Genomic DNA, 26,543 nt, shown 5'->3' on the forward strand with positions numbered 1-26,543 from the left:
GAAGCGTCCTGCGGTCCAGCGCCGGATCGCGTGGCTCTGATCTGCCGAGCGCGGCCAGGTGCGGTGCAGATTTGTCGCCGAGCGCGACAACGCCCGGTGACAAACTGCGGCATGGCACTCATGCCGCCCAGCCGCCCATACGGTCGAGATGGGCTTCCATGTCGTCCAGAAACCCCGGGGGAAACCGCAGATTGCCCATCGCGGTGCGGCGCAGGAAACCGGCGGTGGCGCGGGCCGAGAGCAGCCGGGAGTCGGTGAGGAAGTTCTTCAGGTCTTCGTACTGTTCGTGCACCGGCCACGTGGACACGGGGACCTCGAAGGCAGTGCCGTTGCGGCCCCACGCCGCTACCGGCCACGGCTTGCCAGGCGGCAGCGGGCGATCACCGGGCAGCGGGTCGAGCGGCGCGGCCAGCCGGGCGCCCACCCACTCGGCCATTCGGACACTGACGGCATTGCCGACCAGCTTCCAGCGGTGGCCCTGCCGGATACCGGGCACCTCGGTGGCGGGCGCGGTCCAGTCCGGATCGAAGCCCTGCAGCATTTCTGCGTCGACGATGCCCGGCGTGACTATCTCCCCGGACGGCAATCGGACGGCGGGCGGGCTGGCGATACCGAGACCGGAACCACCTTTGAGCGTCGGTACCGCGTTCACCGCCCAACCCAGTCCGCGTACCCCTTCGGTCCAGTAGAAGCCGCACGGATCGCTGCCTGCGTCGCCGACGGTGCGCGCGCCCGCGTCCTCACCGAACAGCACACCGCGCGGGTCCTCGGTGCGGGAGGCGAGCATGAGTACCCGGTTGCGACGCTGCGGCAGTCCGAACGCGCGCGCGTCGACGACCCGGTAGGCCCAGGTGTAGCCGAGTTCCTCGAGCGCCGTAGTGATGTGCCGCATGGCCGCGCCACGGCCGAGTTGCAGCATGAACGGGACGTTCTCGATCAACAGCCAGCGTGGACCGCGTTTGCGCCGCACCAGGCGGAAGACCTCGTCCACCAGGCCGGATCTGTCTCCGGTGATGCCCGCTGTCCGGCCCGCTTGCGACAGGTCCTGGCAGGGAAATCCGGCCGCGACCAATTCCGTTCCGGCGGGGATCGAGCGCAGCCGGGTGATGTCGGCCTGCAGTGCAGTGTCGGGGAACCGCGCAGCCAGCACGCCCTGTGCGCCCGGATCGATCTCGCACAGCAGCTCGGTCTGCCAGCCGTGTTCGGCCAGCCCGAGTTCGAGCCCGCCGATCCCGGCGAACAGCCCGACCATCCGCGCGCCCGTCAACGAACGTCCTCTCCTCAGCGGCTGCCCGCGCACCTAGACCTCGGACGGAACGTTACTGTGTCTGATTTGCGTCGCCTGCGGCGCCGCGGTTCGCGGCCCCTTGGTGTCTCGCTTCGCTCGAAATTTGGTGTTTGACCAGCCCCGTGTTTCGGGGCGTTTGATCCCTTAGAGCCGCATTTCGTTCGTGCACTCGAATTCCCGCACGTCGGCCGCGGTGATGTGCACGTCGAGATCTCCCGAGGTGCCCTCACCGCGGAACACCTCGACCGCGGCGCGGTTGGTCCAGCGTTCGTAAACGTTGACCCGGTCCGGTTCCACCAGATCCGCGCCGAGGGTGAAATCCAGGCAGCCGGGCGCTTCCCGCGCCTGCTCGACGACCTCGCGGCACGCCTCGAGATAACGGTCGCGGTCGGTGACTCGAAGATATCCGGCGACGATCAGCACACCCGGAGTCTATGACCGGTCGCGGCGGTGTGGGCGGGAAGAAAATCGGTTGGCTGTTCGTTGTCGCGATGCCAGTCTGGTTGGACCCGTTTGCTGTCATACCCCGCTGCGATCATCGAAGGCGTCGCCGGAATCGGGGTGCGGATCACCGGAGACGTCGCTGAACCGAAGGGGGAGATTTGTCCGTCATGCTGGACGTGCCTTCCGCCGAAGCGGAGGCCGACAGACCACAGCCGTCGGCGCCTACGCCCGGACGGTTGACCTCGCTGCGCCGGTTCTGGCCGTATCTGCGGCCGCACCGATTCGAGTTGATCGCGGCCACCGCACTGTCGGTCGTGGCGATGCTCACTGCCGTCTTCACGCCGCTGGTGATCGCACGAATCGTCGACGGACCGATCGCGCGCGGTGATCTCGGCGGCATCGTCGCGCCGGTGCTCGCGGTACTGGCGCTCGGTGTGATCGAGGCGGTCGGGGTGTGGGGCAGGCGCTGGCTACTGGCCAAGCCCGCCACCCAATTCGAGATCACCATGCGGGCCAAGATCTTTCGTGAACTACAGGCGCTGGCGATCGGACGCCATGATTCCTGGGAATCGGGTCAGCTGCTCTCGCGCGCCGTCGACGATCTGGCCACCGTGCGCCGATTCATCGGGTTCGCCGGTCCGATGCTGGTGATCCATATCGTGGTGATCCCGGTCGGGCTGGCCGTGCTGGTCGCCATGAGCTGGCAGATCGGACTGATCTTCGCCGCAGCCGCACTGCCTTTGGCGATCATCTGCACCCGTTTCGTCCGGCGCTACGGTGTGGCCTCGCGGCGTTCACAGGACCAGTCGGGCGATCTGGCCACCACGGCGGAGGAATCCGCGCAAGGTATCCGGGTGCTCAAGGCCTTCGGCCGCGGCAGTTACTTCGGCGGCCATTTCACCGCGCAGGCCCGCGAACTGCAGCGCACCGAGATGTACAAGGTGCGCCTGGACGCCACGCTGTGGTCGGCGATGGTGGTGCTGTCGGAGTCGATCCTGGTGTTCGCGCTCGGATTCGGTGCGTACGCGGTGGCGGGCGGCACGATGACGCTCGGCGCCGTCGTCGGTGCGATCACCCTGGCGACCTTCCTGCAGTGGCCGATCATCTGGACCGGCTTCCTGCTCGCCGAACTGAACGACGCGGGCACCGCCGCCGACCGATACTGGGAGATCATCGACACCCCCGTCGACATCACCGACCCGGACGATCCGGTCGCGCTGCCGGAGCGGATCGTCGGTGAACTGCGCCTCGACGGAGTGCGTTTCGCCTTTCCAGAGGCCGAAGATGATGTGCTGCGCGATATTTCGCTGGCCGTCCGTCCGGGGGAGACGGTCGCGCTGGTCGGTGCCACCGGTAGTGGTAAGACCGCCCTACTCAACCTGATTCCCCGCCTGTACGACGTCACCGGCGGCGCCGTCACCATCGACGGTATCGATATCGCCGCTCTGCGGGTGCGCGATCTGCGGTCGCTGGTGTCGGTGGCATTCGAAGATCCGGTGCTGTTCTCGGCGAGCGTGCGCGAGAACGTCGCGCTCGGCGATCCCGACGCCTCCGACGACGATGTGCGCCGGGCGCTGGAGATCGCGCAGGCCATGGATTTCGTGGCGGACCTGCCGTGGGGGCTGGATACCAGGATCGGTGAGCAGGGCCTGAGCCTGTCGGGTGGGCAGCGTCAGCGGCTGGCATTGGCCCGTGCGGTGCTCACCCGGGCCGGTCGGGAAGGCCTCGCCCGCATCGTCGTGCTGGACGATCCGCTGTCGGCGCTCGATGTGCAGACCGAGGAGAAGGTGCAGGAACGCCTGCGCACCGCACTCGCCGGAGCCACCACGCTGCTGGTCGCGCACCGCCCCTCGACCGCCGCCCTCGCCGATCGTGTCGCGCTCCTGGCCGACGGCCGAATCGTCGCCGAGGGCACCCACGACCAACTGCTGCGCACCAGCAGCCGCTACCGCGAACTGATGGGAGGTGAATCATGAGCGTCGACGCTGAGCGGGATCCGGCCGACGCCGGCTTGCGGATCTCGTCGAGTTCCGATGGCGCCGATGCGGGTGTCGGACAGGATGCTCGCACAGGTGTGGCCGTCGCCGAGCGTGCCGACGAGGCCGCTGATTGGCGCGGTATCGCCAGCGAGGACAAGGAGGTCACCGAGACCGGAAACCTGGTGCTCGCGGCCCGGTCGCGGCGGCTGCTGGCCGAATTGGTTCGTCCGTATCGCAGGCTCGCGGCGCTCGCCCTCGCCATCATCATCGTCGACAACGCGGCAACGGTGGCGGGGCCGTTGTTCGTCGCTTACGGGCTCGACCGTGGCATCTCAGAAGGGCGCGTGGGCAACTGGGCTCCGCTGATGTGGGCCGTCGGCGGGTACCTCGGAGCCGCGCTGCTCGGCGGGGTCACCACCTTCTGCTTCGTTCGGGTCGCGGGCAGGCTGAGTCAGAACGTGCTGTTCGATCTGCGGGTGCGTGCATTCGCTCATGTTCAGAGCCTCGATGTCGGGTTCCACGAGAAGTACACCTCCGGCAAGGTCGTCGCCCGGCTCACCGGCGATATCGAAACGCTGCAGGAGCTGCTGGAAGGCGCCCTCAACGAGGCGTTGAGCGCGATCCTGTCGGTGCTCACCATCGCGGTGCTGCTGGTCTACCTGGACCTGACCCTGGCCGCGGTCGTGTTCGCGGGTTTCGTGCCGCTGTTCCTGGTCACCCGCTGGGCGCAGCGCAGGCAGCGCGCCGGCTACCGCCGCACCCGTGGCGCCATCGCCAAAGTGGTCGTGCAGTTCGTGGAGTCGATGGGCGGGATGCGCGCGGTGCAGGCGTTCCGCCGCGAGGAACGCAACGAATCGGTGCTCGCCGCCGAGGACGCCGCCTACCGCGAAGCCAACGTCACCGCGGTGCGCGGTATGGGTGAATATGCCGGCCTCACCCGGCTGCTCGGCAACCTCACCACCGTCGTGGTGATCATCGTCGGCGCCTGGCAGGTCATCGAGGGCAACCTCGCCGTCGGCGTACTGGCCGCCTACCTGCTCTATCTGAAGAACTTCTACGGCCCCCTCGACGAACTCGCCCAGGTCTTCAACTCCTACCAGTCCGCGGCCGCCGCGCTGGAGAAGATCTCCGGAGTGCTGGAGGAGCAGCCGGCAGTCGCCGAGCCGAATGACCCGGTTTCGCTCGGCAAGGTCGCCGGTGGGATGCGGTTGGAGCGAGTGTGGTTCGACTATGCGGCACGTCCGCGCAGTCCGGTGCTGCCCGAAATGTCACTCGACATCCCCGCAGGCCAGGTCGTCGCGCTGGTCGGCCCCACCGGAGCGGGCAAATCCACGCTGGCCAAGCTGCTGACTCGCTTCTACGACCCGTCCGGCGGCGTCGTCAGCCTCGATGGCATCGACCTACGCCGGATCACCGACGCCGACCTGCGCCGGCACATCGTCATGGTCACCCAGGAGGCGTATCTGTTCTCCGGATCGGTCGCCGACAACATTCGGTTGGGCAGGCCCGAGGCCACCGACGCCGAGGTGCACGACGCGGCGCGCGCTGTCGGCCTGTACGAGTTCGTCATGGCCCTGCCGGACGGATTCGACACCGATGTGCGCAGGCGCGGCGGCAGGCTCTCGGCCGGACAGCGGCAGCTGGTGGCGTTCGCGCGGGTGTTCCTGGCCGATCCTGCGGTGATCGTGCTGGACGAGGCCACCTCGAGTCTGGACATTCCCAGCGAACGCCTGGTGCAGGACGCCCTGGAGACGGTGCTGCGCGATCGCACCGCGGTGATCATCGCGCACCGGCTGTCCACGGTGGCCATCGCGGACCGGGTGCTGGTCATGGAGGCGGGCCGCATCGTCGAGGACGGCGCCCCGCAGGAGCTGATCGCGGGCAACGGGCGCTTCGCGGGTCTGCACGCGGCGTGGCGCGAGTCGCTGGTGTGATGCGGTCATGACGGTGTTGTCGCTTACGGTAGATACGTGACGCACGCGACCGACGCAGCATCAGGCCAAGTGAGCCCGTCGCCCTCCCGGTGGCCCGCGGTCCTCACCTGGCGCGCACATGACGCGTCGCGGATGGAATCGGTCCGCGTGACGGTCAACGGCAACCGCATCCGCGCCACCGGCCGCATCATCGGTGGCGCGGGCGCCGAGCATCCGGCGTTCAGCGCCTCCTACGACCTGGTCACCGACGAGAACGGCGCCACCAAACGCCTCTCGCTGCGCAGCACCACCGCGGCGGGGGAGCGGCACGCCTCGATCTCGCGGGACGAGGAGAACTACTGGCTGATCGACGCCACCGGAACCCATATCCGCTCCACCTTCGGCGGTGCACTCGATGTGGACGTGGTGCTCAGCCCGTTCTTCAACACCCTGCCCATCCGCCGCTTCAGCCTCCAGCACGCAGTGGAAGACGTGCAGGTCCCCGTCGTCTACGTCCGCCTGCCCGACCTGACCGTCCAGGAAGCCAGCCTCACCTACAGCAGCGCCAGCGACGGCATCAGCGTCCTCTCACCGGTCTCCAGCGCGACGGTCACCGTCGACCCGGACGGCTTCCTCCTCGACTACCCGGGCCTGGCCGAACGCGTCTGAGCCGCCCGCCGCGGCGCAAGCGCACCGGCCCCTCCGAGCGCGGTCCGGCTCGACTCGATCCAGCCGGGGCTCCTATCGCCTCACCAGCTCCTCGCCGCCGTCGACATCGGGCCGTCAACGTGGACGAGGCATCGGCGAGTGGTACCTGGCTGCGGCAAACATCGAGTAGGGCCCGCCGTCAGGTACCACTCGCGGGCGAGGTTTGGTCTTTGGGTGTGGGCTGAGCGTGTGTCGTGCACGAGGGGCCCTCACTCGATGTGGGTGAGAACCCCGCCTCTCTGGCCCGCCTCCCGCAGCCGCTTCAGCCAGTTCTCGTCACCCGGCCGGATCCCGCTGATCTCCCAGCGCTCGGCCGTCTCGTACCGCTGACGCGCATCGTGGCCGGCCTCGGTGAGATCGGTGAGTGAACCGTCCTCGGCCAGCACCTCGCGGGCGGCATTCAGCACGGTCAGTGTTTCGTCGAGCACCTCGAGCAGGGCCGCGGCGTTGGGTTCGCAGATCGCGCGCACCAGGTCGGGGGCGGTGCCTGCGACCCGAGTGCCGTCCCGGAACGAGCCCGCGGCCAGCCCGAGCGCCAGTTCGCCACCGCCCGCACCGGCCAGCGCCAGCGCCTCGGCCAGTACATGCGGCAGGTGCGAGATGCGGGCCACCGCGCGGTCGTGTTCGTCGGACACGACCGGGACGACCACCGAGCCGCAGGCCAGCGCCAGCCGAACCACCCGCATCCACGGCTGCGGATGCGTGCCCGCGTCGACACCGACTGCCCAGGCCGCGCCCTGGAACAGGGTGGGATCGGTTGCCGCCCAGCCGGACTGCGAGGTGCCCGCCATCGGATGACCGCCGACGAAACTCGCGCCGAGCCCATGCCGCTGGACCGCCGCCGCGACCGGCGCTTTCACACTCACAACATCGGTCAACGCGCACTCCGGCGCGAATGTGGCGACCGCGGACAGGATCTGATCCACCGCTGGCATCGGCACCGCGACCACGATCAGCGCATCGGTCTGAGCGGCCCGGGTCAGCACTGCGGGCAGGTCGCCGGTGACGTCGAATCCGTCCGCGCGGGCGGCCTCGGCGCCGGCCTCCGACCGGTTGTATCCCCACGCCTGAAATCCGGCTCCGACCGCCGCGCGCAGCAGCGATCCGCCGATCAATCCGGTCCCGAGAACGCATACGGACCCTTGCTGGTCACCAGTCACCGGAACAGATTCGCATACGACTTCAACATTTGACCTCGAGCCGACTACCGTTGCGGCCATGGCAGCACAGCGCTCGGGCGGGAACAGGGCGGCGTCGGACGATTTCGACGACGTGGAAGGTTTCGCGGTAGCCGTTGTCCGTGAAGACGGCGCCTGGCGGTGTAGTCCGCTGAGTTCGGCCGCGCTCACCAGTTTGTCCGCGGCTGAAGACGAACTCAAGGAATTGCGCAGCTCGGGCGCGGTGTTCGGCCTGCTCGACGTCGACGACGAGTTCTTCATCGTGGTGCGCCCGGCACCGAGCGGCACCCGGCTGCTGGTGTCGGACGCGACCGCCGCGATCGATTACGACATCGCCGCCGACGTGCTCGAGGCGCTGAACGTGGAGATCCCCGATATCGATCCGGACGAATTGGACGATGTGGACCCCTGGGAGGAGGGCGATCTCGGTGTGCTCGCCGACCTCGGCCTACCCGAACCGGTCTTCAGCGTCATCCTCGCCGAAACCGATCTGTACCCCGACGAGCAACTCGGCATGATCGCCCAGCGCCTCGGCTTCGCCAACGAGCTGTCGGCGGTGCTGGACAAACTGCCGCGCTGACGTGACGGAAGCGCCGTTCGGTTCAGGGCATGCCGGGGTCCGGCCATCCGACGCCGACATGGTCCGCGCCGCCATCGAGGCCGCCCGAGCCGCCGATCCACGCGACGTCCCGGTCGGTGCCGTGGTCTTCGACGCCGACGGCCGCGAACTGGCCCGTGCGGCCAACGCGCGGGAGGCCCTCGGCGATCCCACCGCGCACGCCGAGGTTCTTGCGCTGCGGCGGGCGGCGGAGATCCACGGCGATGGCTGGCGGCTGGAAGGCGCCACCCTCGCCGTCACTCTCGAGCCCTGCACGATGTGCGCTGGCGCCCTGGTACTGGCCAGGGTCGGCCGCCTCGTATTCGGCGCCTGGGAACCCAAGACCGGCGCGGTCGGCTCCCTCTGGGACGTGGTCCGCGACCGACGCCTCAACCACCGCCCCGAAGTTCGCGGCGGCATCCTCGAAACCGAATGCGCCGCCCTCCTCGACGACTTCTTCCACTCCCAGCGCTGACCCAACCCGGACCTGACCTGCCGATTTAGCGATCAGCCGCGATTCCGGTAGCCTAGTCGGCGGTGGCGTGTCCGAGCGGCCTAAGGAGCACGCCTCGAAAGCGTGTGAGGGGTATCCCCCCTCCGAGGGTTCAAATCCCTCCGCCACCGCCATAAAGCCCCTCGCCTGTTCATTCAGGCGAGGGGCTTTTTACGTCAGCAAGCGGGGCCCTCAGCAGGCGATGACGATCACGTTGTCGTCATCCGACCGGTAGACGATCCGGTGTTCGTGATCGATGCGGCGTGACCACCATCCGGACAGGTTCTGTCGCAGTGGTTCAGGTGTGCCGGTGCCTCCGGCATTGCCGTTGTGCCGGATGTCGTCGATCAACTGGTTCAATTTTCTGAACGTCGCGCGGTCGGTGTGCTGCCAGTAGAGGTAGTCGGTCCAACCGGTGTCGGTGAATGCGAGCGTGCGGCTCACAGGTCGTCCTCGGCCGGCGCGTCAGGATCAATGAGTTCGCGCGCGGTGGCCTGCCCCGCCTCGGCCTGTGCGATGCCGACGGCCAGCCATGCGGCGTTGGCCGGATCGGAGAGCAGATAGGCGGTCTCGGTCATCGCCTCCCACTCGCGCAACGATATGACCACGGCGGCTTCCTTTCCGCCACTGCGAGTGATCACTACTTGGTCGTTGTCTTCCGTGGCGGCGTCGAGCACGGCCGCGAAATTCTTGCGTGCATCAGTGGCGTGCATCGCGCGCATGTTGATTCATCTCCTCGAATCTGAACCCACTGCAAGGTGGCGATCCTATAAGTGAAAGGTCGGTGTCCACCGCTCACACAGGGGGCGGACTCACGGCGAGTTGCTCGGACACACGGCGCCGCCGAAAATTCCGTGGCGTTTCGCCGTATTCGGATTTGAACGCCGTCGAGAATCCGGCACTGGTGAACCCGCTGCGTGCGGCCACCTCGCCGATGGACAGTGGGCCTGGACGCGCCAGCAGATCGCGGGCGGCGCGCAGTGCTTCTGTCCGCCGCAGGTCTCGATAGGTGATTCCCGTCTGGTGCAGGACCGACCGTAGTTGGCGCGGCGACCAGCCGAGCGCACGAGCGACCGCGGGCAGCCGCACGTCACCGGAGCCGAGGTTCGTTCGCACGAATGCTCGGATGGCATCGACGGTTTCGGCCACATGGGCCTGTTGCGGCCCGACGTCGCCGATGAGCATCAAGCACAGCAGTTCGGTGACCCGGTCGCAGATGGCGTCGAATTCCAGCGTCGTCAGGTCCGATTGTCCGGCGAGTGTGGTGGTGAGCATGCTCAGCACCACTCGGCCCAGACCCGATGACATATCGAGCACCGTCTGCGAGCTGCTGCCTGCGGGCAGCCGCTGTTCGAGCTGCGCGCGGGGCAGCAGGAGCGCATGGGCCGTCGAGCCGGGTAGCAGGACCCGGCAGGTCCGGTCCAGCTCGAGGACGAACCCGTGCCGGGGTGGTACCCGGGTGAGCCGGTCGGGCTGCTGGATGACGTATTCGCCATGCTCCGGGAACACGATCCAGCAGTGATCGGTCGGGCCGCGCTGGATATGTGAGCGGCTGCGGTTCATCAGGTGGTCTCCGCGCTGCTGTGCGCGCAACAGGGTGTAGCCCGAGGACTCCTGCACCGTGATCCGAGCCCACCAGTCGGCCGGGTCACGGTACCGGTGATCCGCGGTCAGAAGATGATCGGTGACCTCGGTCCACACCGCTGTGCTTGTTACGGTCAGCTCGGAATACCGCATGACGGTAACTCGGTCGCTCTGATGGTGATCTCCACGTATCCGCTCAGCGGTGGTCAGACAGCATTCTTCCGGCTTCCCGCCGGTGGGCGGCCTGGCTCAGTTGATGGCTTGGAGCTCGACCGGCACGCAGAGTGGGCCGTTGGTCATGAACTGCGGGGCGTACGGGATCTCGGCCGGATCGCACGCGAGCCGCAGGTGCGGGAACCGCCCGAACAAGGTGGACAGTGCGATGCGAGATTCCAGCCGGGCCAGGTGTGCGCCGAGGCAGAAGTGCGGGCCGCGTCCGAATCCCAGCTGATCCGAGTGATCTCGGTCGATATCGAAGACATCGGCGTCCGGATACTTCTCCGGATCGCGTCCCACGCCGGCGAACCAGCCCACGATCGCGCCTGCGGGGATATCGACACCGGCGATCTGGGCATCGTGCAGGGCGTATCGGTTGAACATGGCGCAGGCCGCGTTCCGATAACGCAAGGTCTCCTCGACGACATCGGCCCACCGGTCACCGGCCCGGGCCGCCGCGAGCTGCTCGGGATAGGTGTACAGCGCCACCACCGCATTGCCGAGCAGATGCATGGTGGTCTCGTGTCCGGCCACGATGATGATCCACAGCATTTCGACCAGCTCGGCGTCGGCGATACCGTGGTCGGCCTGGGCCTGCACCAGGTCCGAGGTCAGGTCGTCACCGGGGTTGCGGTGCTTGTCGGCGACCAGCTCGGTCAGATAGCCGACCATCTCCTGCATGGCCGCCTGAGTCTGCTCGCCGGTGCTGGTGTGCGAGATGAGCGTGGAGGTCCATCCACGAAACTTCGGCTGGTCGCTGGTGGGTACGCCGAACAGTTCGCAGACCACCCCGACCGGCAGCGGCATGGTGAAGTTCTCGACGAGATCCACCTCAGGCTGGTCGGCGAATCGGTCGATGAGGTCGTTGGTGAGCTGTTGGATGCGTGGTTCGAGTTGGGCGACTCGGGCGGGCGTGAACGCGCGGGCGATGGCCCGGCGCATCCGCATGTGGTCGGCACCGTCCTTGTTGAGCAGGTGATCGGCGTCGGTCAGCACGCGAAGCGGCCAGTCCGCCGGGACCGTCCCGTCGTGCATCGCCGGGCAATTCTTCGCGCTGTGGCTGAACAGCGTGCCGTCACCGGCAAGGACCTCGCCGACCGCCTGATGGCTGACCGCCATCCAAGCTTTCACCCCACCCGGCAGTTCGTAGGGCACGATCGGCCCGGTCCGGATCATCCGGTCGAAGGTGTCGATCACTGGTTCTCCAGCCGTGGGCAGCTGAATGAGGGACTCGGTCATACGGTTCTCCGGTGCGTTGATCGGCCTCTGACGGTGCGCGTTCGATAAGCGCTTGAAGAGTGTGGGCCGGTGCCGGTGACCGAATCGACTCGATCGGGATTCTCTGCCCCGCAGCGAAATCCGCCGGTGCGAAATCCAAAATTCAGGTGTGTGCGGGGTTCACTGCGGTGACGGCGGCCGCAGCACAACGGTATTGCCGTCGAGATCGACCACGACCGGGTGATCGTCGCCGGTCGCCAGGTCCACCCGCAGCGTTTTCTTCGCCTCGACCTCGCTGATCGTGTGCCGGTAGGAGGGCGAAAGCAGCGCTTGCATCTCGCCGAACATCCCCGCCACCCCACCGCCGCCGGACGGCTCGGGCCTGCGCCTGCGCCAGTAGATCCACCCGCGCCGCTCGGCCCAGAACCCGATCTGGTCGACCACCAGCCCGATGATCACCAGGACCGCCCCACCGATAACCCATTGCACGTTCCGCGCCCTCCGCCGATTGTGCGCCGCTCGAAATCGACGGTACCCGCGCCCATCGCCGTATGGCGGTCATGCTCACTCCTCGTCGTCCTCATCGGACCGGCGATCCCGCGCCGAAGGCCACCACACCGCAGCAGCGATCACCGCCAGCGGTAATCCGAGGGCGATACCGAAACCGATCGCAATGCTCACCGCGACGTTCCGATCACGGTCCAACGAGTGAAAGACAGTCGTGGGCAGACAGATCACAGAGGTGCATGATCGAGTCCAGGGCGAGTGGGTCGATGTGGTTCGGGCCAGGGATGATCACCGCATCGACCTCGGCGCCACGGACCTGGTCGGCGACCGGTAGGCGGGAATGTTCCTGTGGGAAAACCAGATGAAACCCGAGCCTGCGTGCGAGGCGCTGCACCTGGGCGGAGTCCCAGTCTGGTGCAGTGCTGATTTCGGGGTCGATCCATCCCAATGCTGCTGGTCGGTCACGCATCGCCTACCCCCTCGGTCGAATGGTGGAATGCTCCCGCCGCCGAGGTTGCTGCCCTCCCGGCGGCGGGGCACGGAACACATTCGCTGCTGGCAGGCATGGGGAGTGCCAGTCGAGTAACAGTGCGGCCATCGCGCGGGGCCTGCTTCGGTACGCTCGGAAGGGAATCGACGTGGACTCCCGACAGATGGAGGGACGCGGTGACGACTACGGGCGACCGCATCGCCGGCCTGCGTAAACTCGCGGGCCTCAAGCAAGTCCAGCTAGCTCAGCGAGCCCGCTACAGCCTTTCGATGGTGCGCGCTGTCGAGCAGAACCGAGAACCCGCGTCGCCTGGTTTCGTTGCCGCCGTCGCCGGTGTGCTCGGCGTCGAACCCGAGTATCTGACCGGTACTCCGTACTACGACCTGATCGAGGAAGACGGGCCGCTGGAAGGTCTGGCCGAGCTGCGTTCAGTGCTGGCCGAGGGGCCGTATGTCCGCGCGGTCGAGCCGCCGTCGTTGGCCGAACTCGAGGCGGAGATGACGGCAATCGACTCGGCCTACCGGAACGACAAAGGGCGCACGGCGCTCGCCCGGATCCCGGTACTGCTTCGCCAGTTGTACGGCGCATTGCATGGCGCGCCCGATGACGAGCGCGGCAAGGTGTTCTCGCTGCTATGCGGTGCCTATGTGACCACCGAACGGCTGTGCAGGCGTTTCGGCTTCACCAGTCTGGCGCCGTCTGTGCTGGACCGCCTCGACTGGGCCGCCGCCCAAGCAGACGACCCGCTCTACCTGCCACAGGCGAGGATCAAGCGCGCTCGAATCCTCATGTACCACAACGCGAATGACGTAGGGTTGCAGCTTGTCGAACAAGGCTTGGACATGATCGAGGGCGACAACCGGCGCGCGAAGGCGGTGCGTGGCTACGGACATCTATGCGGCGCGATCGTTGCCGCGCGAGGCATTCGCCCGGACACGGCGGCCGACCACATCGAGCACGCGCGTGCCTTGGCGTCGACGATGCGTGGTGAATCCGACCTGTACGGAACCCTATTCGGCCCCGCCAACGTCGGAATCCACGCCTGTGCGGTGGCGCTCGAGTCCGGCGATCCCGACCGCGCTGCCCGCGAAGGCTCCGTCCTGACCTTGCCCGCCGAGATCGCCCCGCCACGCGCCGGCCACCATTGGCAAGACGTCGCACGCGCTTGGGTCCTGGTCGGGCAGCCGGACAAAGCGCTGCGAGCGCTCTACTCCGCCCGCGCCGCCGCCCCCCAGCAAACCCGACTCCACCCCTCCGTCCGCGAAACCGTCTACGGCATAGCCTCCGCCCAACGCCGCCAATCCGACAGCCTCCTCGGCTTCGCCCACTGGCTCGGCACCACGCTGTAGAGCGTCGTCCGCACCGTTTCGCCGCGGAACAATGGTCCGCATGGAGATGACGCGGCGATTGGATGAGGACGACGCCCGGAAGGCGAGTGAACGCGCCGATGTTCCGGGTCGCCGAGGCGAGGTTGACGACGATGAGGGCGTCGACTGGGATGGCACCAGGCGCCGGGAGCACGTTGCAGCCCTGATCAATGAATCGATCGCCAAGCACGCTGCGCTCTTATCGAAGCTGGAGTGAAGCTGGCGCCAGGTTGCGTTCACACTCAACGGCGGTCGAGGCCGGACAGGCGCCAGGCGAGGCGGCGGCGGATCGCCGGAATCTTGCCTGCGAGGCGCATGGCCAGGTTGCGAAGAGGCCGCACCCGCGCGGAAACGGTTGCCACGTCGGTGAGCCGGCTCGCGATCGAGACCACGCTTTCGGCGGTGTTGCGGCGGGAAGTGGCGAGATCGTCGAGGAGGGTGTCGGGGGCGCCGCCGAGGACTTGCGACAGGGCCTCGGCGGAGGTGATCGCGTCCTCGATGCCGAGGTTCATGCCCTGACCGCCTGCCGGTGAATGCACGTGGCCCGCATCCCCTGCCAGCAGGATTCGGCCGAGGCGGAAGCTGTCGGCGATGCGGTGGTGGACGCGGAAGCGGGAGCCCCACACCACTTCCTCGACCACTGCGGGGTGGGATTGCGGGCCGCGCTCGTCCAGTAGCCGCTGCACGAAGCTGATGTCGGGGTCGTGCGGGGCTTCGTCGACGGTGGCGACGATGCGGTACATATCGTCCGGCAATGGTGCGACGACGACCAGGCCTGCGGGGGAGAAGTACAGGATCACCTCGTCCTGCGGGACACCGCCGGACATCCGGACGTCGGCGAGGGTGAACGACTCACCGTAGGTTCCGCCGGTGAATCCGATGCCTGCCTGTTCGCGCACCAGGCTGTGCATGCCGTCGGCGCCGATGAGGTAGCGGGCGCGGATCTGCTTGCCGTCGTCGAAGGTCGCGGTGACGCTGTCGGCGTCCTGCACGACCTCGGTCACCGTCGCGGGTCGGATCACCTTGCCGCCGAGCTCGGAAAACCGCTCCAGCAGGAACTTTTCGGTGTCGGCCTGGGAGATCATCAGCGTGTAGGGGTAGGCCGTGGGGAGGTTGCTGAACGGGACGCCGATCAGCAGTTGGTCGCGGTCGCGGATGGAGAAGGCCGGGGTGTGCAGGCCCCGCTCGACCAGCGCGGGCGTCACGCCGTAGGGCTCGAGCAGTTCGAGTGTGTGCGGGTGGACCACCGCGGCCCGCGAGGTGTTCGCGCCTTCGCTCTGGCTGTCGACGATCACCACATCGTGGCCGAGCTGTTCCAGGACGACCGCTGCGGTCAGGCCGACGGGACCGGCTCCGATGATCAACACGTCTGCGATGGAGTTCATCATTTCGCTCTCCTCAGAAAGTCAACAACTGTTGGCATTCAAGGTAGAGCGGCAGATTCGCTATGTCAACAGTCGTTGGCCTACACTCGTTGACATGAGAAGGTCCTCGGGTGAAACGAAAGCCGTCATCCTCGCCGCGGCTCGTGAACGCTTTGCCGCCGACGGATACGACCGGGCCACCATTCGCGCCATCGCGGCCGACGCCGGCATCGATCCGGCGATGGTGATGCGCTACTTCGGCAACAAGGAGGGGCTGTTCGCGGCCGCTGCGGAATTCGACCTGGAACTACCGGACCTGTCGACGGTGCCGCGAGAGCGACTCGGCGCCACCGTCGTCGCGCATTTCCTGGAACGTTGGGAGCGCGATGAAGCCCTGCTGATCCTGCTGCGTGCCGGCGTCACCAACGCTGCCGTCGCCGAGCGGATGCGGTCGATCTTCGCCGCGCAACTGGCGCCGGTGGTCGCCCGCACGGTCGAGGATCCGCAGCAGGTGCCGTTGCGGGCCGGGCTGGCCGCCTCGCAGATCCTCGGCATGGCGCTGTGCCGGTTCGTGCTGGAGTTCCCGCCGCTGGTCGCGATGAGCAGACAGGAAGTCGTCGCGTGGATCGGGCCTACGCTCCAGCGCTATCTCACCGGGGAGCCCGATGCCGGCGCTGTGGAGCTGCTGCCGCCGGCTGTGGACCAGGAAGGCCGCCCCTGCTGATAACGCTCAGCGCTCAGCGGTAGCGCGGCGGGTCGCCTCGATATATCCGAGCACGAGCGGGCGATGGTCGTCGCGGCGACGAGCGACGGCAAGTTCGGCAGGGGCGATCCCGTGCACGGGCCGCACCACCACATCGTCGCGGGCGATCAGCGGCGCATTGCCGGCCGCGAGTAGCACGAGCCCCAACCCGGCCGCGACGGCTTCGTGGGTTTCCTCCGCGCTGGTGATTTCCGCGCCGATCACCGGCGGACGTCCACCACGGGAGTCCATGGCCAGCCAGTAATCGCGTAGTGCGCCCGCCTCCGGCGGCAACGCGAGGAAGGGCTCAGCGATGACGTCGGCGAAATCGATGAACTCACGTCCGGCCAGCGGATGCGAGGCAGGAAGCGCGATATTGTGTGGTTCACGCGCCACCACGACGGTGTCGAAACGGTCCTGCTCGGACAACGGCAGCCAGACGAACGCCACATCGGTACCGCCGTCGGCCAGTCCGGCCGTGGGATCGTTCCACGCGATCTGCCGCAAAGTGATGCTGACCTGCGGAAATCGTTCGGTCATGCGGGAGCGGATGGCCGGTAGCAGCCCGCGGCTGGGGCTGGTGCTCATGCCGATGACGAGGGTGGCCGCCTGGGCGGTCTTCGCGGCGTCGACGTCGGCGCGGGCGTCGGTCCATTGGGCGAGGATCGCGCGAGCGTGCGGGAGCAGGGCCGCTCCGACCGGCGTCAGAGTGACGCTACGGCGGTCGCGTTCGAACAGCTGTGCGCCGAGCTGACGTTCCAGTGCGCGGATCTGCTTGCTCAAGGCGGGCTGGGAGATGAACAGCCGTTCGGAGGCCCGGCCGAAGTGCAGTTCCTCGGCGACGGCGACGAAATATCCGAGATCCCGGCCGTGTACATCCATAACCAATGGTTATCACAAAGGGTCTTGGACGGGCGACCCTGCGCCGGGACAGGATGGTCCCATGAACGAATCCAAGGTATGGCTGATCACCGGCGCGACAAGCGGTTTCGGCCGCGCACTCACCGACGCTGCCATCGCGGCCGGCGATACGGTCGTCGCGGCGGTGCGGCGCCCCGAAGCGCTCGACGCCCTTGTCGCTGCCCACCCCGACCAGGTGGATCCGGTCCAGCTCGACGTCGCCGATGTCGCACGCGCCGAGGAAGTGGTTGCCGACGTTCTTGCCCGCCACGGCCGCATCGACGTGCTGGTCAACAATGCGGGTCGCACCCAGGTCGGCGCCGTGGAAGCGACCACCGATGCCGAACTGCGCGACCTGTTCGACGTGCACTTCTTCGGCCCGTCGGCCCTGATCCGCGCCGCACTCCCGCCGATGCGCGAACGCCGAAGCGGCGCGATCGTCAACCTGAGCAGCATGGGTGGGCAACTGTCGTTCGCCGGGTTCTCCGCCTACAGCGCAACGAAATTCGCGCTGGAAGGACTGTCGGAGGCGCTCGCCGACGAGGTCAAGGGCTTCGGTATCAAGGTGCTCGTCGTCGAACCGGGTTCCTTCCGCACCAACCTGTTCGGCAAGAACGCTGCCTATTTCAGCGCCGACCACCCGGCCTACGCCGAGACCGTCGGTGCGACCAAGCAATTCGTGCAGGGCGGCGACGGCGGGCAGGCCGGTGATCCGGCAAAGGCGGCCGCGGCAATCGTCACCGCGCTCAACGCCGAGCAGACTCCGCTGCGACTGCCGCTCGGCAGCGATGCCGTCGACGCCATCATCGGTCACCTCGACGGCGTCCGCACTGAACTGGACGAGTGGGAAAAGCTGGCCCGCGACACCGCTTTCGACGAATGAGCGCCGAGCTACTCGACGCTCAGATCCCGACGAGAGCGCGAACAGCCGGTGATCGCTGCTCGTGAGGACCCGAGTCGCTCAGTGCGGCAGCCACACCAGGCAGAAGGTGTGGCCCACCGGATCGGTATACACCCGGAAGTTCTCCGCCGCGAGAATGAACTTCGCGCCTGCCTCGAGTATCGCAGGCTCGGCAACGTCGACATCGCTGACGAGGATATCCAGGTGGAGCTGCTGTGAGGCCTTCGGATCAGGAAAGCGGGGCGGTTGGTATTCGGGGGCGAGCTGGAATGCGAGTCGGCTACCCTGCGGCTCGACCATCGCGACCCAGGTGTCGTCGCTTTCGCTCTCGATGATCTCCCCACCGAGTAAGTCCAGATAGAACTCGGCGAGTCGACGTGGTTCCGGACAATCCAGAACCACCGTCCGCAAGCCGACAACGCCTTGCAATGCCATCCACGGCCTCCTGATTCCGTCGGGTGATCACCCGACGGTTACCCGGTGACGCGACAGGTAATCGGTCGTTGATTGTCAGCCCGATGACGGCGGCGGGTCCGGTGACTTCGAGCAGGCACTTGGCCCCCGCCGTCCCGGGCTGAATACTGGTTCCTAGCGTCCGAGTTGATCAGGGGCGCGGGCACGCTGCCGAACCTTCGTTCGGTCGGGCCGTACGCCGACCGGGCATCAGTGTCCGGTTCGGCCGCGATGGTGACACCACCTGCCCGGCTGATAGCCACGGGCCGGGCCGGGTACCCCACCGGTACTCGGAGATGGAAGGAAGCGATTGCCATGCGCGAGCCTTCGATTCGCGCCAGATCGTCGCGCGGCTTCGGCGCGAGCATACTGAGTTTGCTGTTGATGGTGTGGTTGGTGATCGGGTTTGTCGCGGCATTCCAGCGCGACTACTTCACCGCAGCCCCGGCCGAATGCCGCGATTTCGCCACCATCGCATTGACCGTGGTTGCGGGCCCACTCAACTACGCGGGCCTCAACCCGAAGGTCGAGCACTGCACATTGCCGGAACCGAGCCAGTAGTAGCTCGGTGATCGGCCCTGTGGTCGTCGGTCGCCGGCCGACGAGCACAGGCCACGTATGTGGCTGCCACGGGAGGGCGGCCTCCGGGACACTCGGGAAAAGGACGAACCCCGCCCGGCAGATCGCCGGACGGGGTTCGTGTCATCAGTGGAGCCGTGGGAATCAGACCCCGGCTTCCACCGGCTTCTTCGCGGCTTCGGCATCGCGCTGCTGAAGTTCGCGCAGCTTGGTGCCTTCCACGTCGATATCCGGCAGGATCTTGTCCAGCCAGGCCGGCAGCCACCAGGCCCACTTACCCATCAGCACCAGCAGCGATGGGATCAGCACCATGCGGACCAGGAAGGCGTCGAAGAACACGCCCGCCGCCATCGCGAAGCCCATGGACTTCGAGGTGACATCCGAGGACAGCATGAATCCGGCGAACACCGAGATCATGATGATCGCGGCCGAGGTCACGACGCGGGCGCCGTGGTGGTAGCCGTCGATCATCGCCTCCGTCGGCGACTTGCCGTGCACGAATTCCTCACGCATACGCGTCACCAGGAACACCTGGTAGTCCATGGCGAGACCGAACACGATGCCGATCAACATGATGGGCAGGAAGCTGATGATCGGATGGGTGTCCTCGATGAGGCCGAGCGCGCCCTCCTGGAAGAACAGCACGGTGACACCGAAGGTGGCCGCCATCGACAACAGGAACCCGAGTGCTGCGGTCAACGGCACCAGAATCGACCGGAACACCAGCACCAGCAGCAGGAACGCCGCACCGGCCACGATCGCCAGGTAAGGCACGATGCTGGCGAGCAGCACGTGGTTGACGTCGGCGTAGATCGCGGTCTCACCGGTGATGCCGTATTCCATGCCGTACTTCGAGGTGAACTCACCTTCGGCATCGCGGACATCGGAGACCAGATCCTGGGTCGCAGCACTGTTCGGGCCGGACTTCGGCACCGCCATGAACAGCGCGGCCTGCCCGTCCTCGCTCGGCTGAGCGGTGGTCAGGTAGTCCATGTCCTCGTAGCCCGACAGCCGGTCCCGCAGCTCCGTCAGCGCGGTGTCGCGCTGATCCTGCGGCACCTCGGACAGGTCGACAGCCACCACGAGCATGCCGTTCTTGCCCTCGCCGAAGCCTTCGGTCTGCAACTCGTAAGCCTTGCGGATCGAGGAATCCTTGGGTGCGCTGTCACCGCCGGGCAGGCCGAGGTTCAGGTTCAGCGCCGGCGCGGCGAGCGCACCGAGCACCACAACGCACAGGATCAGCGTCACGGCGGGAGCCTTGGCGATGAGCTTGGCGAACCGCATGCCGTTGGTGACCGAGGTGTCGTCTTCGGGATCGTGCTTGGCGACGAACGGGACCTTCGGCTTGAAAAGGAACCGGCCGAAAGCGCCCATCAGCGCAGGCAGCAGGGTGATCGCGGTGACGACGGCGAACGCGGCGGCGATCGCACCACCGATACCCATGGCGGTCAGGAAGCTGACGCCGACAATGCTGAGCCCGAGCAGCGCGATGAGCACGGTCAGGCCGGCGAATACGACCGCCGAACCCGCGGTGCCGACCGCGACACCCGCGGCCTCTTCCGGCGAATCCTGGACGACGAGTTCGTGTTTGTACCTGGACACGATGAACAGCGCGTAGTCGATCGACAGTGCGAGACCGATCATGGAGGCCAGGATCGGGGTGAAGGTCGGGACAGCGGTCAGCGAGGTACCGGCCACGATCACCAAGCCTGCGGCGCCGACGCCGACGATGCCGGTGATGATGGGCACGAAGGCGGCGACCAGCGCGCCGAAGGCGATGATCATCACGATCAGCGCGACGCCGATGCCGATCATTTCCGCCGAGCCCTGCTCGGGCTGCTCCTGGGCGAGGACGCCGGTCATCTCGGCGGTCAGGCCTGCCTCATGGGCGCGCTCGGCAACGGCCTCGGCGGCTTCCCGATGCTCGGGTTTGACGTCGGAGAACTCCGCCATCGTGAACGGCACGGTGATCACCGCGACGGTGCCGGGCTTCTGCTCGTTCAGCACGTTCAGCGGCGCACCGGAGCACATGCCCTTGAAGTCGGGCGCCTCGGGATTGTCGAGGCAGTTGGGCGACGGGATCGGTGGTGTCTGACCCGGTTCCAGCGCGGCCATGGCCTCGGCCTGCTGCTTGGCCGCCTCAGGGCTCGCGGGCATCATCTGGGTCTCGGTGACCGGATTGACGATCTTGCGCGTGTGGTCGACGATCTCCTGGTCACCGAGCTTCGGCGCGTTGAGCTCCGCGACCATCGCGTCGAGGGCGGCCATGTTGTTCGGATCGGAGAGCTTGCCGTTCTGGGCGGCAACCACGTAGGTGGCGGTGATCGCGTCGATGCTGAAACCCGACGCGTACTCCGGCATGTGCTCTTCGAGGATCTGGGTGGCCCGCTCGGACGGTAGGCCGGGCATCTCGAATTTGTCCTGGAATGGCTTCGACAGCGTCGTCGCGACCCCGCCGAGCAGCACCAAAAGGAGCAGCCAGACGGGCAGCACTATCCACTTCCGGCGGAAAGCGAACTTTCCCCATCGGTATAGATAAACGGACACGGGGGTCTCTCCTAGCTATCGCTGGGCTTGCTATGGGTCGGTTCAATTGCTGGAGCGTGTAGACAGCACCTCTGCCGCGGGTGCTTGCCGTCCCCGCCTCCAATTGACGCGCTCTGCCTACCGTGCGGTAGGTAGACTACCGTAGGTACTAATCGGAGGCGCAACCTCAATTTCTCGGGCACCCGGAGCCGGGCAGGACAGTGATGAGAGGATCATCCCATGACCATCAGTGACGCATCGGGCACTGTTGTCGCAGGTGGAGGCACTAAACAGGCCATCCGGGACGCCGCGGTCACACTCTTCACGAACAAGGGTTTCGAGCAGACGAGCCTGCGCGAGGTCGCGGATGCGGTGGGAATCACAAAGGCGTCCCTCTACTATCACTACGCTTCCAAGCTCGATCTGCTGCTCGCGATCATCGACCCGGTGATCGACCACATGCGCTCGGTGGTCGAGGACATCGACGCCGTCCCGCACAACCCCGAAGGCATCCGGGCGGTCCTGCGCACCTACGTCCGCGGCATGGTCCGCCACCGCGATGCGGGTGCGATGTGCATGCGCGACACCATCGCCATCGTCAACGCGATGGCCGACCGCTACCCCGACGTGGCCGACAGCACCAGGGAACTGCGCCGTTGGCTCGCAGGCCCGAACCCGACCGACGAGGCCATGCTGCGGGCCAGTGCCGCACTGGAAATCCTCGGCGTGGCGCTGCTGTCCACCGAAATCGTGCCGGGCGCGTCGGACTCGCTGGTGGAAGCGACGCTGCTCGACGCCGCCACATGTGTGCTGACCGCCCACGCGACCGCGTAGATTCGACCGCGTCAGTCGCCGACGTCAGGAGCCGGACAGTTGCACATCACCGCGAAGGTCGATCACGCGGTGCGAACGTTGCTCGAGATCGCCGACGCGGCCGGGACCGGTGCGGCGGTGAAAGCGGAGACGATCGCATCGGCGCAGCGGATCGCCCCGAAAGTGCTCGAGGGTGTGCTTGCCGAGCTGCGCCGGGCGGGTCTGGTGACGAGCAGGCGCGGGCCCGACGGCGGCTATCGGCTGGCCAGGCCTGCCGCCGCCATCTCCATCGCCGACGTCATCCGCGGTATCGAGGGCCCGCTGGCCTCGGTGCGCGGTGAACGTCCCGAGGATGTGCGCTACACGGGCACAGCGGAACCCTTGCAGCGGGTGTGGATCGCGCTGCGGGTCAATATCCGTGCGGTGCTCGAGGACGTGTCGATCGCGGATATCGCCGAGAACCGGCTACCGGGGTTCATCGAGGCGCTGACCGCCGATCCTGGCGCATGGGCTCGGCGCGAGCCGCGCGACGACCAAGAGCTACTCGGGCGTAACTGACCAGCCGTCCAGGGCGAATGTCCTCGTCACGCCTGCCGGATTGCCGGTAGCCTCCATTCATCATGTTGATCTCACTGCTTCGCACGTATTTGGCTCCTTATCGAGCGCAGCTCGCGGGAGTCGTCGCGTTGCAGCTGATCTCGGTCATCGCGATGCTCTACCTGCCGAGCCTGAACGCCGACATCATCGATGACGGCGTTACCAAGGGCGATATCGGCTTCATCTGGCGCACCGGATTGTGGATGCTCGTGGTGACCGGCGTGCAGATCGTCGCCTCGGCTGCCTCGGTGTATCTGGCCGCGCAGGCCGCCATGGGTGGTGGCCGCGATCTGCGCGGTGCGCTGCTGCACCGGGTGGGCACGTTCTCCGCCCGCGAGGTCGGCACCTTCGGTGCGCCCTCGCTGATCACCCGCAACACCAATGACGTCCAGCAGGTGCAGCTGCTGATCGTGATGGCTGCGACGATCCTCGTCATGGCCCCGATCATGTGCGTCGGCGGCATCATCATGGCGCTGCGCGAGGACCTGAAACTGTCCTGGGTGCTGCTGATCGCGGTGCCCGCGCTCGGTCTGAGTATGGCGCTCATCATCGCCAGGATGGTGCCAGGCTTCCGTGCCATGCAGACCCGCATCGACGAGGTCAACCGGGTGCTGCGCGAGCAGATCACCGGTATCCGGGTGGTGCGCGCGTTCGTGCGGGAACGGCAGGAGACCTGGCGGTTCGGGGTGGCCAACACCGAGCTCACCGAGACCTCGCTGCGGGTCGGCCGACTGATGGCGCTGATGTTCCCGACGGTCATGCTGATCAGCAATCTCACCGCCGTCGCCGTCATCTGGTTCGGTGGGCACCTGGTCGATTCCGGCGAGATGCAGATCGGTTCGCTGACCGCGCTGCTCGCCTACATCATGCAGATCCTGATGGCGGTCATGATGGCCTCGTTCCTTGCCATGATGGCCCCGCGCGCCGCCGTCTCCGCCGACCGCATCAGCGAAGTGCTGCAGACCAGCTCATCGGTGCATCCGCCGGCGAAACCACAGCTCTTCCGCGGCGATCCGGCCGAGGTCGACATCCAGTTCGCCGAATTCAGCTACCCGGGTGCGGAGAAACCGGTGCTGCACGCGATCCGGTTCCGGGTCGGACCCGGCCAGACCACCGCGATCGTCGGCTCCACCGGTTCCGGTAAGACCACGCTGATCAACCTGATCCCGCGCCTGATCGACGTCACCGACGGTGCGGTCTACGTCGGCGGCACCGATGTGCGCCACCTCGATCTCGCGGAGCTGCGCGGGCAGATCGGGCTGGTGCCGCAGAAGGCGTACCTGTTCTCCGGCACCATCGCCAGCAATCTGCGCTACGGCAACCCCGAGGCCTCCGACGAGGAACTGTGGCGCTGCCTGGAGATAGCCCAGGCCGACGACTTCGTCCGGGAGATGCCCGAGGGCCTGGAAACCCCGGTCGCCCAGGGCGGAACCACGGTCTCCGGCGGCCAACGGCAACGTCTGGCCATCGCACGCGCCTTGGTGCGCAAGCCTCGCGTCTACCTGTTCGACGATTCGTTCTCCGCACTCGACGTCGCCACCGACGCCCGGCTGCGCGAGGCGCTGCGCCCGGAAACCCGCGAGGCCTCGGTGATCATCGTGGCCCAGCGCATCGCCACCATTCGCGACGCCGACCAGATCGTGGTCCTCGAAGACGGCGCCATGGCGGGCATCGGTACGCATGAGCAGCTGCTGCGCGACTGCGCGGAATACCGGGAGATCGTCGAATCGCAGCTGAGCGTGGAGGAGGCCCGATGAGGCCGGGGGCGGTTCCGGGTGCACCGGACAGCAAGGCGAAATCCTTCGGCCCGTCGCTGAAGCGGCTGCTGCGCAGGCTCGCTCCGGAGCGGGGCAGCGTCATCGCGATCGTGACCCTGGTGATCGTGTCGGTGGTGCTCAACACCCTCGGTCCCTACATCCTCGGCCAGGCCACCAACCTGGTCTTCGACGGCGTCGTCGGCAAACAGCTGCCTGCTGGCATCAGCAAGGACGAGGCGATCGCGGGGCTGCGCGCCCAGGGCGACAACACTCTTGCCGACATGCTCTCGGGCATGGATGTGGTGCCAGGTGTCGGCGTCGATTTCGACGCGGTCGGCCGGGTGCTGATGCTGGTGCTGCTGTTGTACATCGGCGCCGCGATATTCAGCTGGTTGCAGGGTTACCTGCTCAACAACGTCATCAACCGGACGGTGAAGCGGCTGCGCAGCGATGTCGAGGACAAGATCCACCGGCTGCCGCTGAGCTACTTCGACTCCGCCCCGCGCGGTGATGTGCTCAGCCGGGTCACCAATGACGTCGACAATGTCTCGCAAACCCTGCAGCAGACCATGAGCCAGCTGCTGACCTCGGTGTTCTCGGTGCTCGGCATTCTGGTGATGATGTTCTGGATCTCGCCGCTGCTTGCGTTGATCGCATTGCTGACGGTGCCCGCCGCGATCGTGGTCACCACCCAGATCGCGAAACGGTCCAAACCGCATTTCGTCGACCAGTGGAAGTACACCGGCCTGGTGAACGCCCAGGTCGAGGAGGCCTACACCGGCCACGAGATCGTCACCGCGTTCGGCCGCAGCCGTGAGGTCGGCAAGGAATTCGACAAGCGCAACGACCAGCTGTACCAGTCCAGTTTCAAGGCGCAGTTCATCTCCGGCCTGATCATGCCGGCGATCATGTTCCTCGGGAACGTGAACTATGTGCTGGTCGCGCTGGTCGGCGGCCTGCGGGTGGCCACCGGCCAGCTCTCGCTCGGTGAGGTGCAGGCGTTCATCCAGTACTCCAGGCAGTTCAGCCAGCCACTGACCCAGATCGGCGCGATGGCCAACCTGCTGCAGTCCGGGGTGGCCTCGGCGGAGCGGATCTTCGAGATCCTCGACGCCGAAGAGCAGAGCCCGGATCCGGTGATGGAGGACGCGCGTCCCGTGGATCGCGGCCGGGTCGAGTTCGAGGCGGTGTCGTTCCGGTACGAGCCGGACAAGCCGATCATCGAGCGGCTGTCGCTGGTCGCCGAGCCCGGCCATGTCGTCGCGATCGTCGGCCCGACCGGTGCGGGCAAAACCACGCTGGTGAACCTGCTCATGCGGTTCTACGAACTCGACGCGGGCACCATCACCATCGACGGCGTCGACATCACCGACATCACCCGCGACCACCTGCGTTCGCGCATCGGCATGGTGTTGCAGGACACCTGGCTGTTCAAGGGCACCATCCGGGAGAACATCGCCTACGGCAATCCGAACGCCAGCGAGACCGATATCCTCGCGGCCGCCCGGGCGGCCTACGTGGACCGGTTCGTGCACGCGTTGCCCGACGGCTACGACACCGTCATCGACGAGGAGGGCACCGGGGTCAGCGCCGGTGAGAAGCAGCTCATCACCATCGCGCGAGCCTTCCTGGCCAAGCCGTCGATCCTGATCCTGGACGAGGCCACCAGCTCCGTCGACACCCGCACCGAATTGCTGGTGCAGCATGCGACGTCCGCGCTGCGCCGAGACCGCACCAGCTTCGTCATCGCGCACCGGCTGTCCACCATCCGCGACGCCGACGTGATCGTGGTGATGGAGAAGGGGCAGATCGTCGAGCTCGGCAGTCATGAACGGCTGCTGGAGAATCGCGGCGCCTACTACCGGCTCTACAGCGCGCAGTTCGCGGCGGCGGCAGCGGAGGCGTAGCCGGCGCGATGTGCGATCGCA

27 protein-coding genes and 1 tRNA gene are annotated in these 26,543 nt (G+C 67.0%); 15 read left to right on the top strand and 13 right to left on the bottom strand.

What is annotated here, in order from left to right:
- Positions 1-118 precede the first annotated feature (118 nt).
- Both ACFXNW_RS02650 and ACFXNW_RS02655 read right to left on the bottom strand, forming a co-directional pair.
- A complete protein-coding gene (locus ACFXNW_RS02650; protein ID WP_379416259.1) occupies positions 119-1,252 on the bottom strand; it encodes a DNA cytosine methyltransferase in 1,134 nt (377 codons plus the stop codon).
- Positions 1,253-1,432: 180 nt separating this feature from the next.
- Complete coding sequence (locus ACFXNW_RS02655) at positions 1,433-1,711, bottom strand: putative quinol monooxygenase (protein WP_379415357.1); 279 nt, start codon at positions 1,709-1,711, stop codon at positions 1,433-1,435.
- 188 nt (positions 1,712-1,899) lie between these two features.
- Between ACFXNW_RS02655 and ACFXNW_RS02660 the strand changes: the two genes are divergently transcribed.
- Genes ACFXNW_RS02660 through ACFXNW_RS02670 form a run of 3 tightly spaced genes read left to right on the top strand, consistent with a single transcriptional unit; the run spans position 1,900 to position 6,293 of the window.
- The gene (locus ACFXNW_RS02660) at positions 1,900-3,708 is read left to right on the top strand and encodes an ABC transporter ATP-binding protein (protein WP_379415359.1); all 1,809 of its coding nucleotides are present in this window, start codon (positions 1,900-1,902) and stop codon (positions 3,706-3,708) included.
- Positions 3,705-5,645 carry an ABC transporter ATP-binding protein gene (locus ACFXNW_RS02665; RefSeq protein WP_379415361.1) on the top strand — a complete coding sequence of 647 codons (1,941 nt, stop codon included), beginning with the start codon at positions 3,705-3,707 and terminating at the stop codon, positions 5,643-5,645. Before ACFXNW_RS02660 ends, ACFXNW_RS02665 begins: the two co-directional genes overlap by 4 nt.
- 36 nt (positions 5,646-5,681) lie before the next feature.
- Positions 5,682-6,293: a putative glycolipid-binding domain-containing protein gene (locus tag ACFXNW_RS02670; RefSeq protein ID WP_379415362.1), complete on the top strand. Its 612-nt coding sequence runs from the start codon at positions 5,682-5,684 to the stop codon at positions 6,291-6,293.
- Between the two features lie 248 nt (positions 6,294-6,541).
- Here the strand turns inward: ACFXNW_RS02670 and ACFXNW_RS02675 are convergent, their stop codons facing one another.
- Positions 6,542-7,492, bottom strand: a complete 951-nt coding sequence (locus ACFXNW_RS02675; protein WP_379415364.1) for a prephenate dehydrogenase — start codon at positions 7,490-7,492, stop codon at positions 6,542-6,544.
- A 58-nt stretch (positions 7,493-7,550) separates the two neighbouring features.
- On the opposite strand from ACFXNW_RS02675, the gene ACFXNW_RS02680 reads away from it, so the two are divergent.
- From ACFXNW_RS02680 to ACFXNW_RS02690, 3 genes are all read left to right on the top strand, one after another.
- Positions 7,551-8,090: a tRNA adenosine deaminase-associated protein gene (locus ACFXNW_RS02680; protein ID WP_379415365.1), complete on the top strand. Its 540-nt coding sequence runs from the start codon at positions 7,551-7,553 to the stop codon at positions 8,088-8,090.
- A 58-nt stretch (positions 8,091-8,148) separates the two neighbouring features.
- A complete protein-coding gene (locus tag ACFXNW_RS02685) occupies positions 8,149-8,583 on the top strand; it encodes a nucleoside deaminase (RefSeq protein ID WP_379416260.1) in 435 nt (144 codons plus the stop codon).
- 61 nt (positions 8,584-8,644) lie between these two features.
- Positions 8,645-8,735: transfer RNA gene (locus tag ACFXNW_RS02690), tRNA-Ser, on the top strand.
- Positions 8,736-8,793: 58 nt separating this feature from the next.
- On the opposite strand, the gene ACFXNW_RS02695 is transcribed toward ACFXNW_RS02690, so the two are convergent.
- The 6 genes from ACFXNW_RS02695 to ACFXNW_RS02720 form a co-directional block, all read right to left on the bottom strand.
- Complete coding sequence (locus ACFXNW_RS02695; protein WP_379415367.1) at positions 8,794-9,045, bottom strand: Txe/YoeB family addiction module toxin; 252 nt, start codon at positions 9,043-9,045, stop codon at positions 8,794-8,796.
- On the bottom strand, positions 9,042-9,323 hold the full coding sequence (locus ACFXNW_RS02700; RefSeq protein ID WP_379415368.1) for a type II toxin-antitoxin system Phd/YefM family antitoxin: 282 nt from the start codon (positions 9,321-9,323) through the stop codon (positions 9,042-9,044). Before ACFXNW_RS02700 ends, ACFXNW_RS02695 begins: the two co-directional genes overlap by 4 nt.
- A 73-nt stretch (positions 9,324-9,396) precedes the next feature.
- Positions 9,397-10,338: a helix-turn-helix domain-containing protein gene (locus ACFXNW_RS02705; RefSeq protein ID WP_379415370.1), complete on the bottom strand. Its 942-nt coding sequence runs from the start codon at positions 10,336-10,338 to the stop codon at positions 9,397-9,399.
- A 96-nt stretch (positions 10,339-10,434) separates the two neighbouring features.
- A complete protein-coding gene (locus ACFXNW_RS02710; RefSeq protein WP_379415372.1) occupies positions 10,435-11,640 on the bottom strand; it encodes a cytochrome P450 in 1,206 nt (401 codons plus the stop codon).
- 159 nt (positions 11,641-11,799) lie between these two features.
- A complete protein-coding gene (locus tag ACFXNW_RS02715; RefSeq protein WP_379415374.1) occupies positions 11,800-12,108 on the bottom strand; it encodes a DUF6191 domain-containing protein in 309 nt (102 codons plus the stop codon).
- A 205-nt stretch (positions 12,109-12,313) separates the two neighbouring features.
- Entirely contained in the window at positions 12,314-12,595 is a 282-nt protein-coding gene (locus tag ACFXNW_RS02720; protein ID WP_379415375.1) for a hypothetical protein, read from the bottom strand.
- 197 nt (positions 12,596-12,792) lie between these two features.
- On the opposite strand from ACFXNW_RS02720, the gene ACFXNW_RS02725 reads away from it, so the two are divergent.
- Both ACFXNW_RS02725 and ACFXNW_RS02730 read left to right on the top strand, forming a co-directional pair.
- Positions 12,793-13,965, top strand: coding sequence for a helix-turn-helix domain-containing protein (locus tag ACFXNW_RS02725; protein ID WP_379415377.1), 1,173 nt, complete (start codon positions 12,793-12,795; stop codon positions 13,963-13,965).
- A 40-nt stretch (positions 13,966-14,005) separates the two neighbouring features.
- A complete protein-coding gene (locus ACFXNW_RS02730) occupies positions 14,006-14,200 on the top strand; it encodes a hypothetical protein (RefSeq protein WP_379415378.1) in 195 nt (64 codons plus the stop codon).
- Positions 14,201-14,225: 25 nt separating this feature from the next.
- Here the strand turns inward: ACFXNW_RS02730 and ACFXNW_RS02735 are convergent, their stop codons facing one another.
- Positions 14,226-15,371, bottom strand: a complete 1,146-nt coding sequence (locus ACFXNW_RS02735; protein WP_379415379.1) for an FAD-dependent oxidoreductase — start codon at positions 15,369-15,371, stop codon at positions 14,226-14,228.
- 91 nt (positions 15,372-15,462) lie between these two features.
- On the opposite strand from ACFXNW_RS02735, the gene ACFXNW_RS02740 reads away from it, so the two are divergent.
- Positions 15,463-16,071 carry a TetR family transcriptional regulator gene (locus tag ACFXNW_RS02740; protein ID WP_379415380.1) on the top strand — a complete coding sequence of 203 codons (609 nt, stop codon included), beginning with the start codon at positions 15,463-15,465 and terminating at the stop codon, positions 16,069-16,071.
- 6 nt (positions 16,072-16,077) lie between these two features.
- On the opposite strand, the gene ACFXNW_RS02745 is transcribed toward ACFXNW_RS02740, so the two are convergent.
- On the bottom strand, positions 16,078-16,971 hold the full coding sequence (locus ACFXNW_RS02745; protein WP_379415381.1) for a LysR family transcriptional regulator: 894 nt from the start codon (positions 16,969-16,971) through the stop codon (positions 16,078-16,080).
- A 61-nt stretch (positions 16,972-17,032) separates the two neighbouring features.
- Between ACFXNW_RS02745 and ACFXNW_RS02750 the strand changes: the two genes are divergently transcribed.
- Complete coding sequence (locus ACFXNW_RS02750; RefSeq protein WP_379415382.1) at positions 17,033-17,872, top strand: oxidoreductase; 840 nt, start codon at positions 17,033-17,035, stop codon at positions 17,870-17,872.
- Between the two features lie 78 nt (positions 17,873-17,950).
- On the opposite strand, the gene ACFXNW_RS02755 is transcribed toward ACFXNW_RS02750, so the two are convergent.
- Entirely contained in the window at positions 17,951-18,325 is a 375-nt protein-coding gene (locus ACFXNW_RS02755; RefSeq protein WP_379415383.1) for a VOC family protein, read from the bottom strand.
- A gap of 333 nt (positions 18,326-18,658) precedes the next feature.
- Between ACFXNW_RS02755 and ACFXNW_RS02760 the strand changes: the two genes are divergently transcribed.
- Complete coding sequence (locus ACFXNW_RS02760; RefSeq protein ID WP_379415384.1) at positions 18,659-18,904, top strand: hypothetical protein; 246 nt, start codon at positions 18,659-18,661, stop codon at positions 18,902-18,904.
- Between the two features lie 162 nt (positions 18,905-19,066).
- On the opposite strand, the gene ACFXNW_RS02765 is transcribed toward ACFXNW_RS02760, so the two are convergent.
- On the bottom strand, positions 19,067-21,469 hold the full coding sequence (locus ACFXNW_RS02765) for an MMPL family transporter (protein ID WP_379415385.1): 2,403 nt from the start codon (positions 21,467-21,469) through the stop codon (positions 19,067-19,069).
- Positions 21,470-21,688: 219 nt separating this feature from the next.
- On the opposite strand from ACFXNW_RS02765, the gene ACFXNW_RS02770 reads away from it, so the two are divergent.
- The 4 genes from ACFXNW_RS02770 (at position 21,689) to ACFXNW_RS02785 (ending at position 26,522) form a co-directional block, all read left to right on the top strand.
- Positions 21,689-22,282: a TetR/AcrR family transcriptional regulator gene (locus ACFXNW_RS02770; protein ID WP_379415386.1), complete on the top strand. Its 594-nt coding sequence runs from the start codon at positions 21,689-21,691 to the stop codon at positions 22,280-22,282.
- 39 nt (positions 22,283-22,321) lie between these two features.
- The gene (locus ACFXNW_RS02775; protein ID WP_379415387.1) at positions 22,322-22,819 is read left to right on the top strand and encodes an RrF2 family transcriptional regulator; all 498 of its coding nucleotides are present in this window, start codon (positions 22,322-22,324) and stop codon (positions 22,817-22,819) included.
- A gap of 62 nt (positions 22,820-22,881) precedes the next feature.
- Positions 22,882-24,615: an ABC transporter ATP-binding protein gene (locus ACFXNW_RS02780; RefSeq protein ID WP_379415388.1), complete on the top strand. Its 1,734-nt coding sequence runs from the start codon at positions 22,882-22,884 to the stop codon at positions 24,613-24,615.
- Positions 24,612-26,522, top strand: a complete 1,911-nt coding sequence (locus ACFXNW_RS02785; protein ID WP_379415389.1) for an ABC transporter ATP-binding protein — start codon at positions 24,612-24,614, stop codon at positions 26,520-26,522. Before ACFXNW_RS02780 ends, ACFXNW_RS02785 begins: the two co-directional genes overlap by 4 nt.
- The last annotated feature ends 21 nt before the right edge of the window (positions 26,523-26,543 follow it).

Source organism: Nocardia sp. NPDC059180 (genome assembly GCF_042754945.1).
Taxonomy (GTDB): Bacteria; Actinomycetota; Actinomycetes; order Mycobacteriales; family Mycobacteriaceae; genus Nocardia.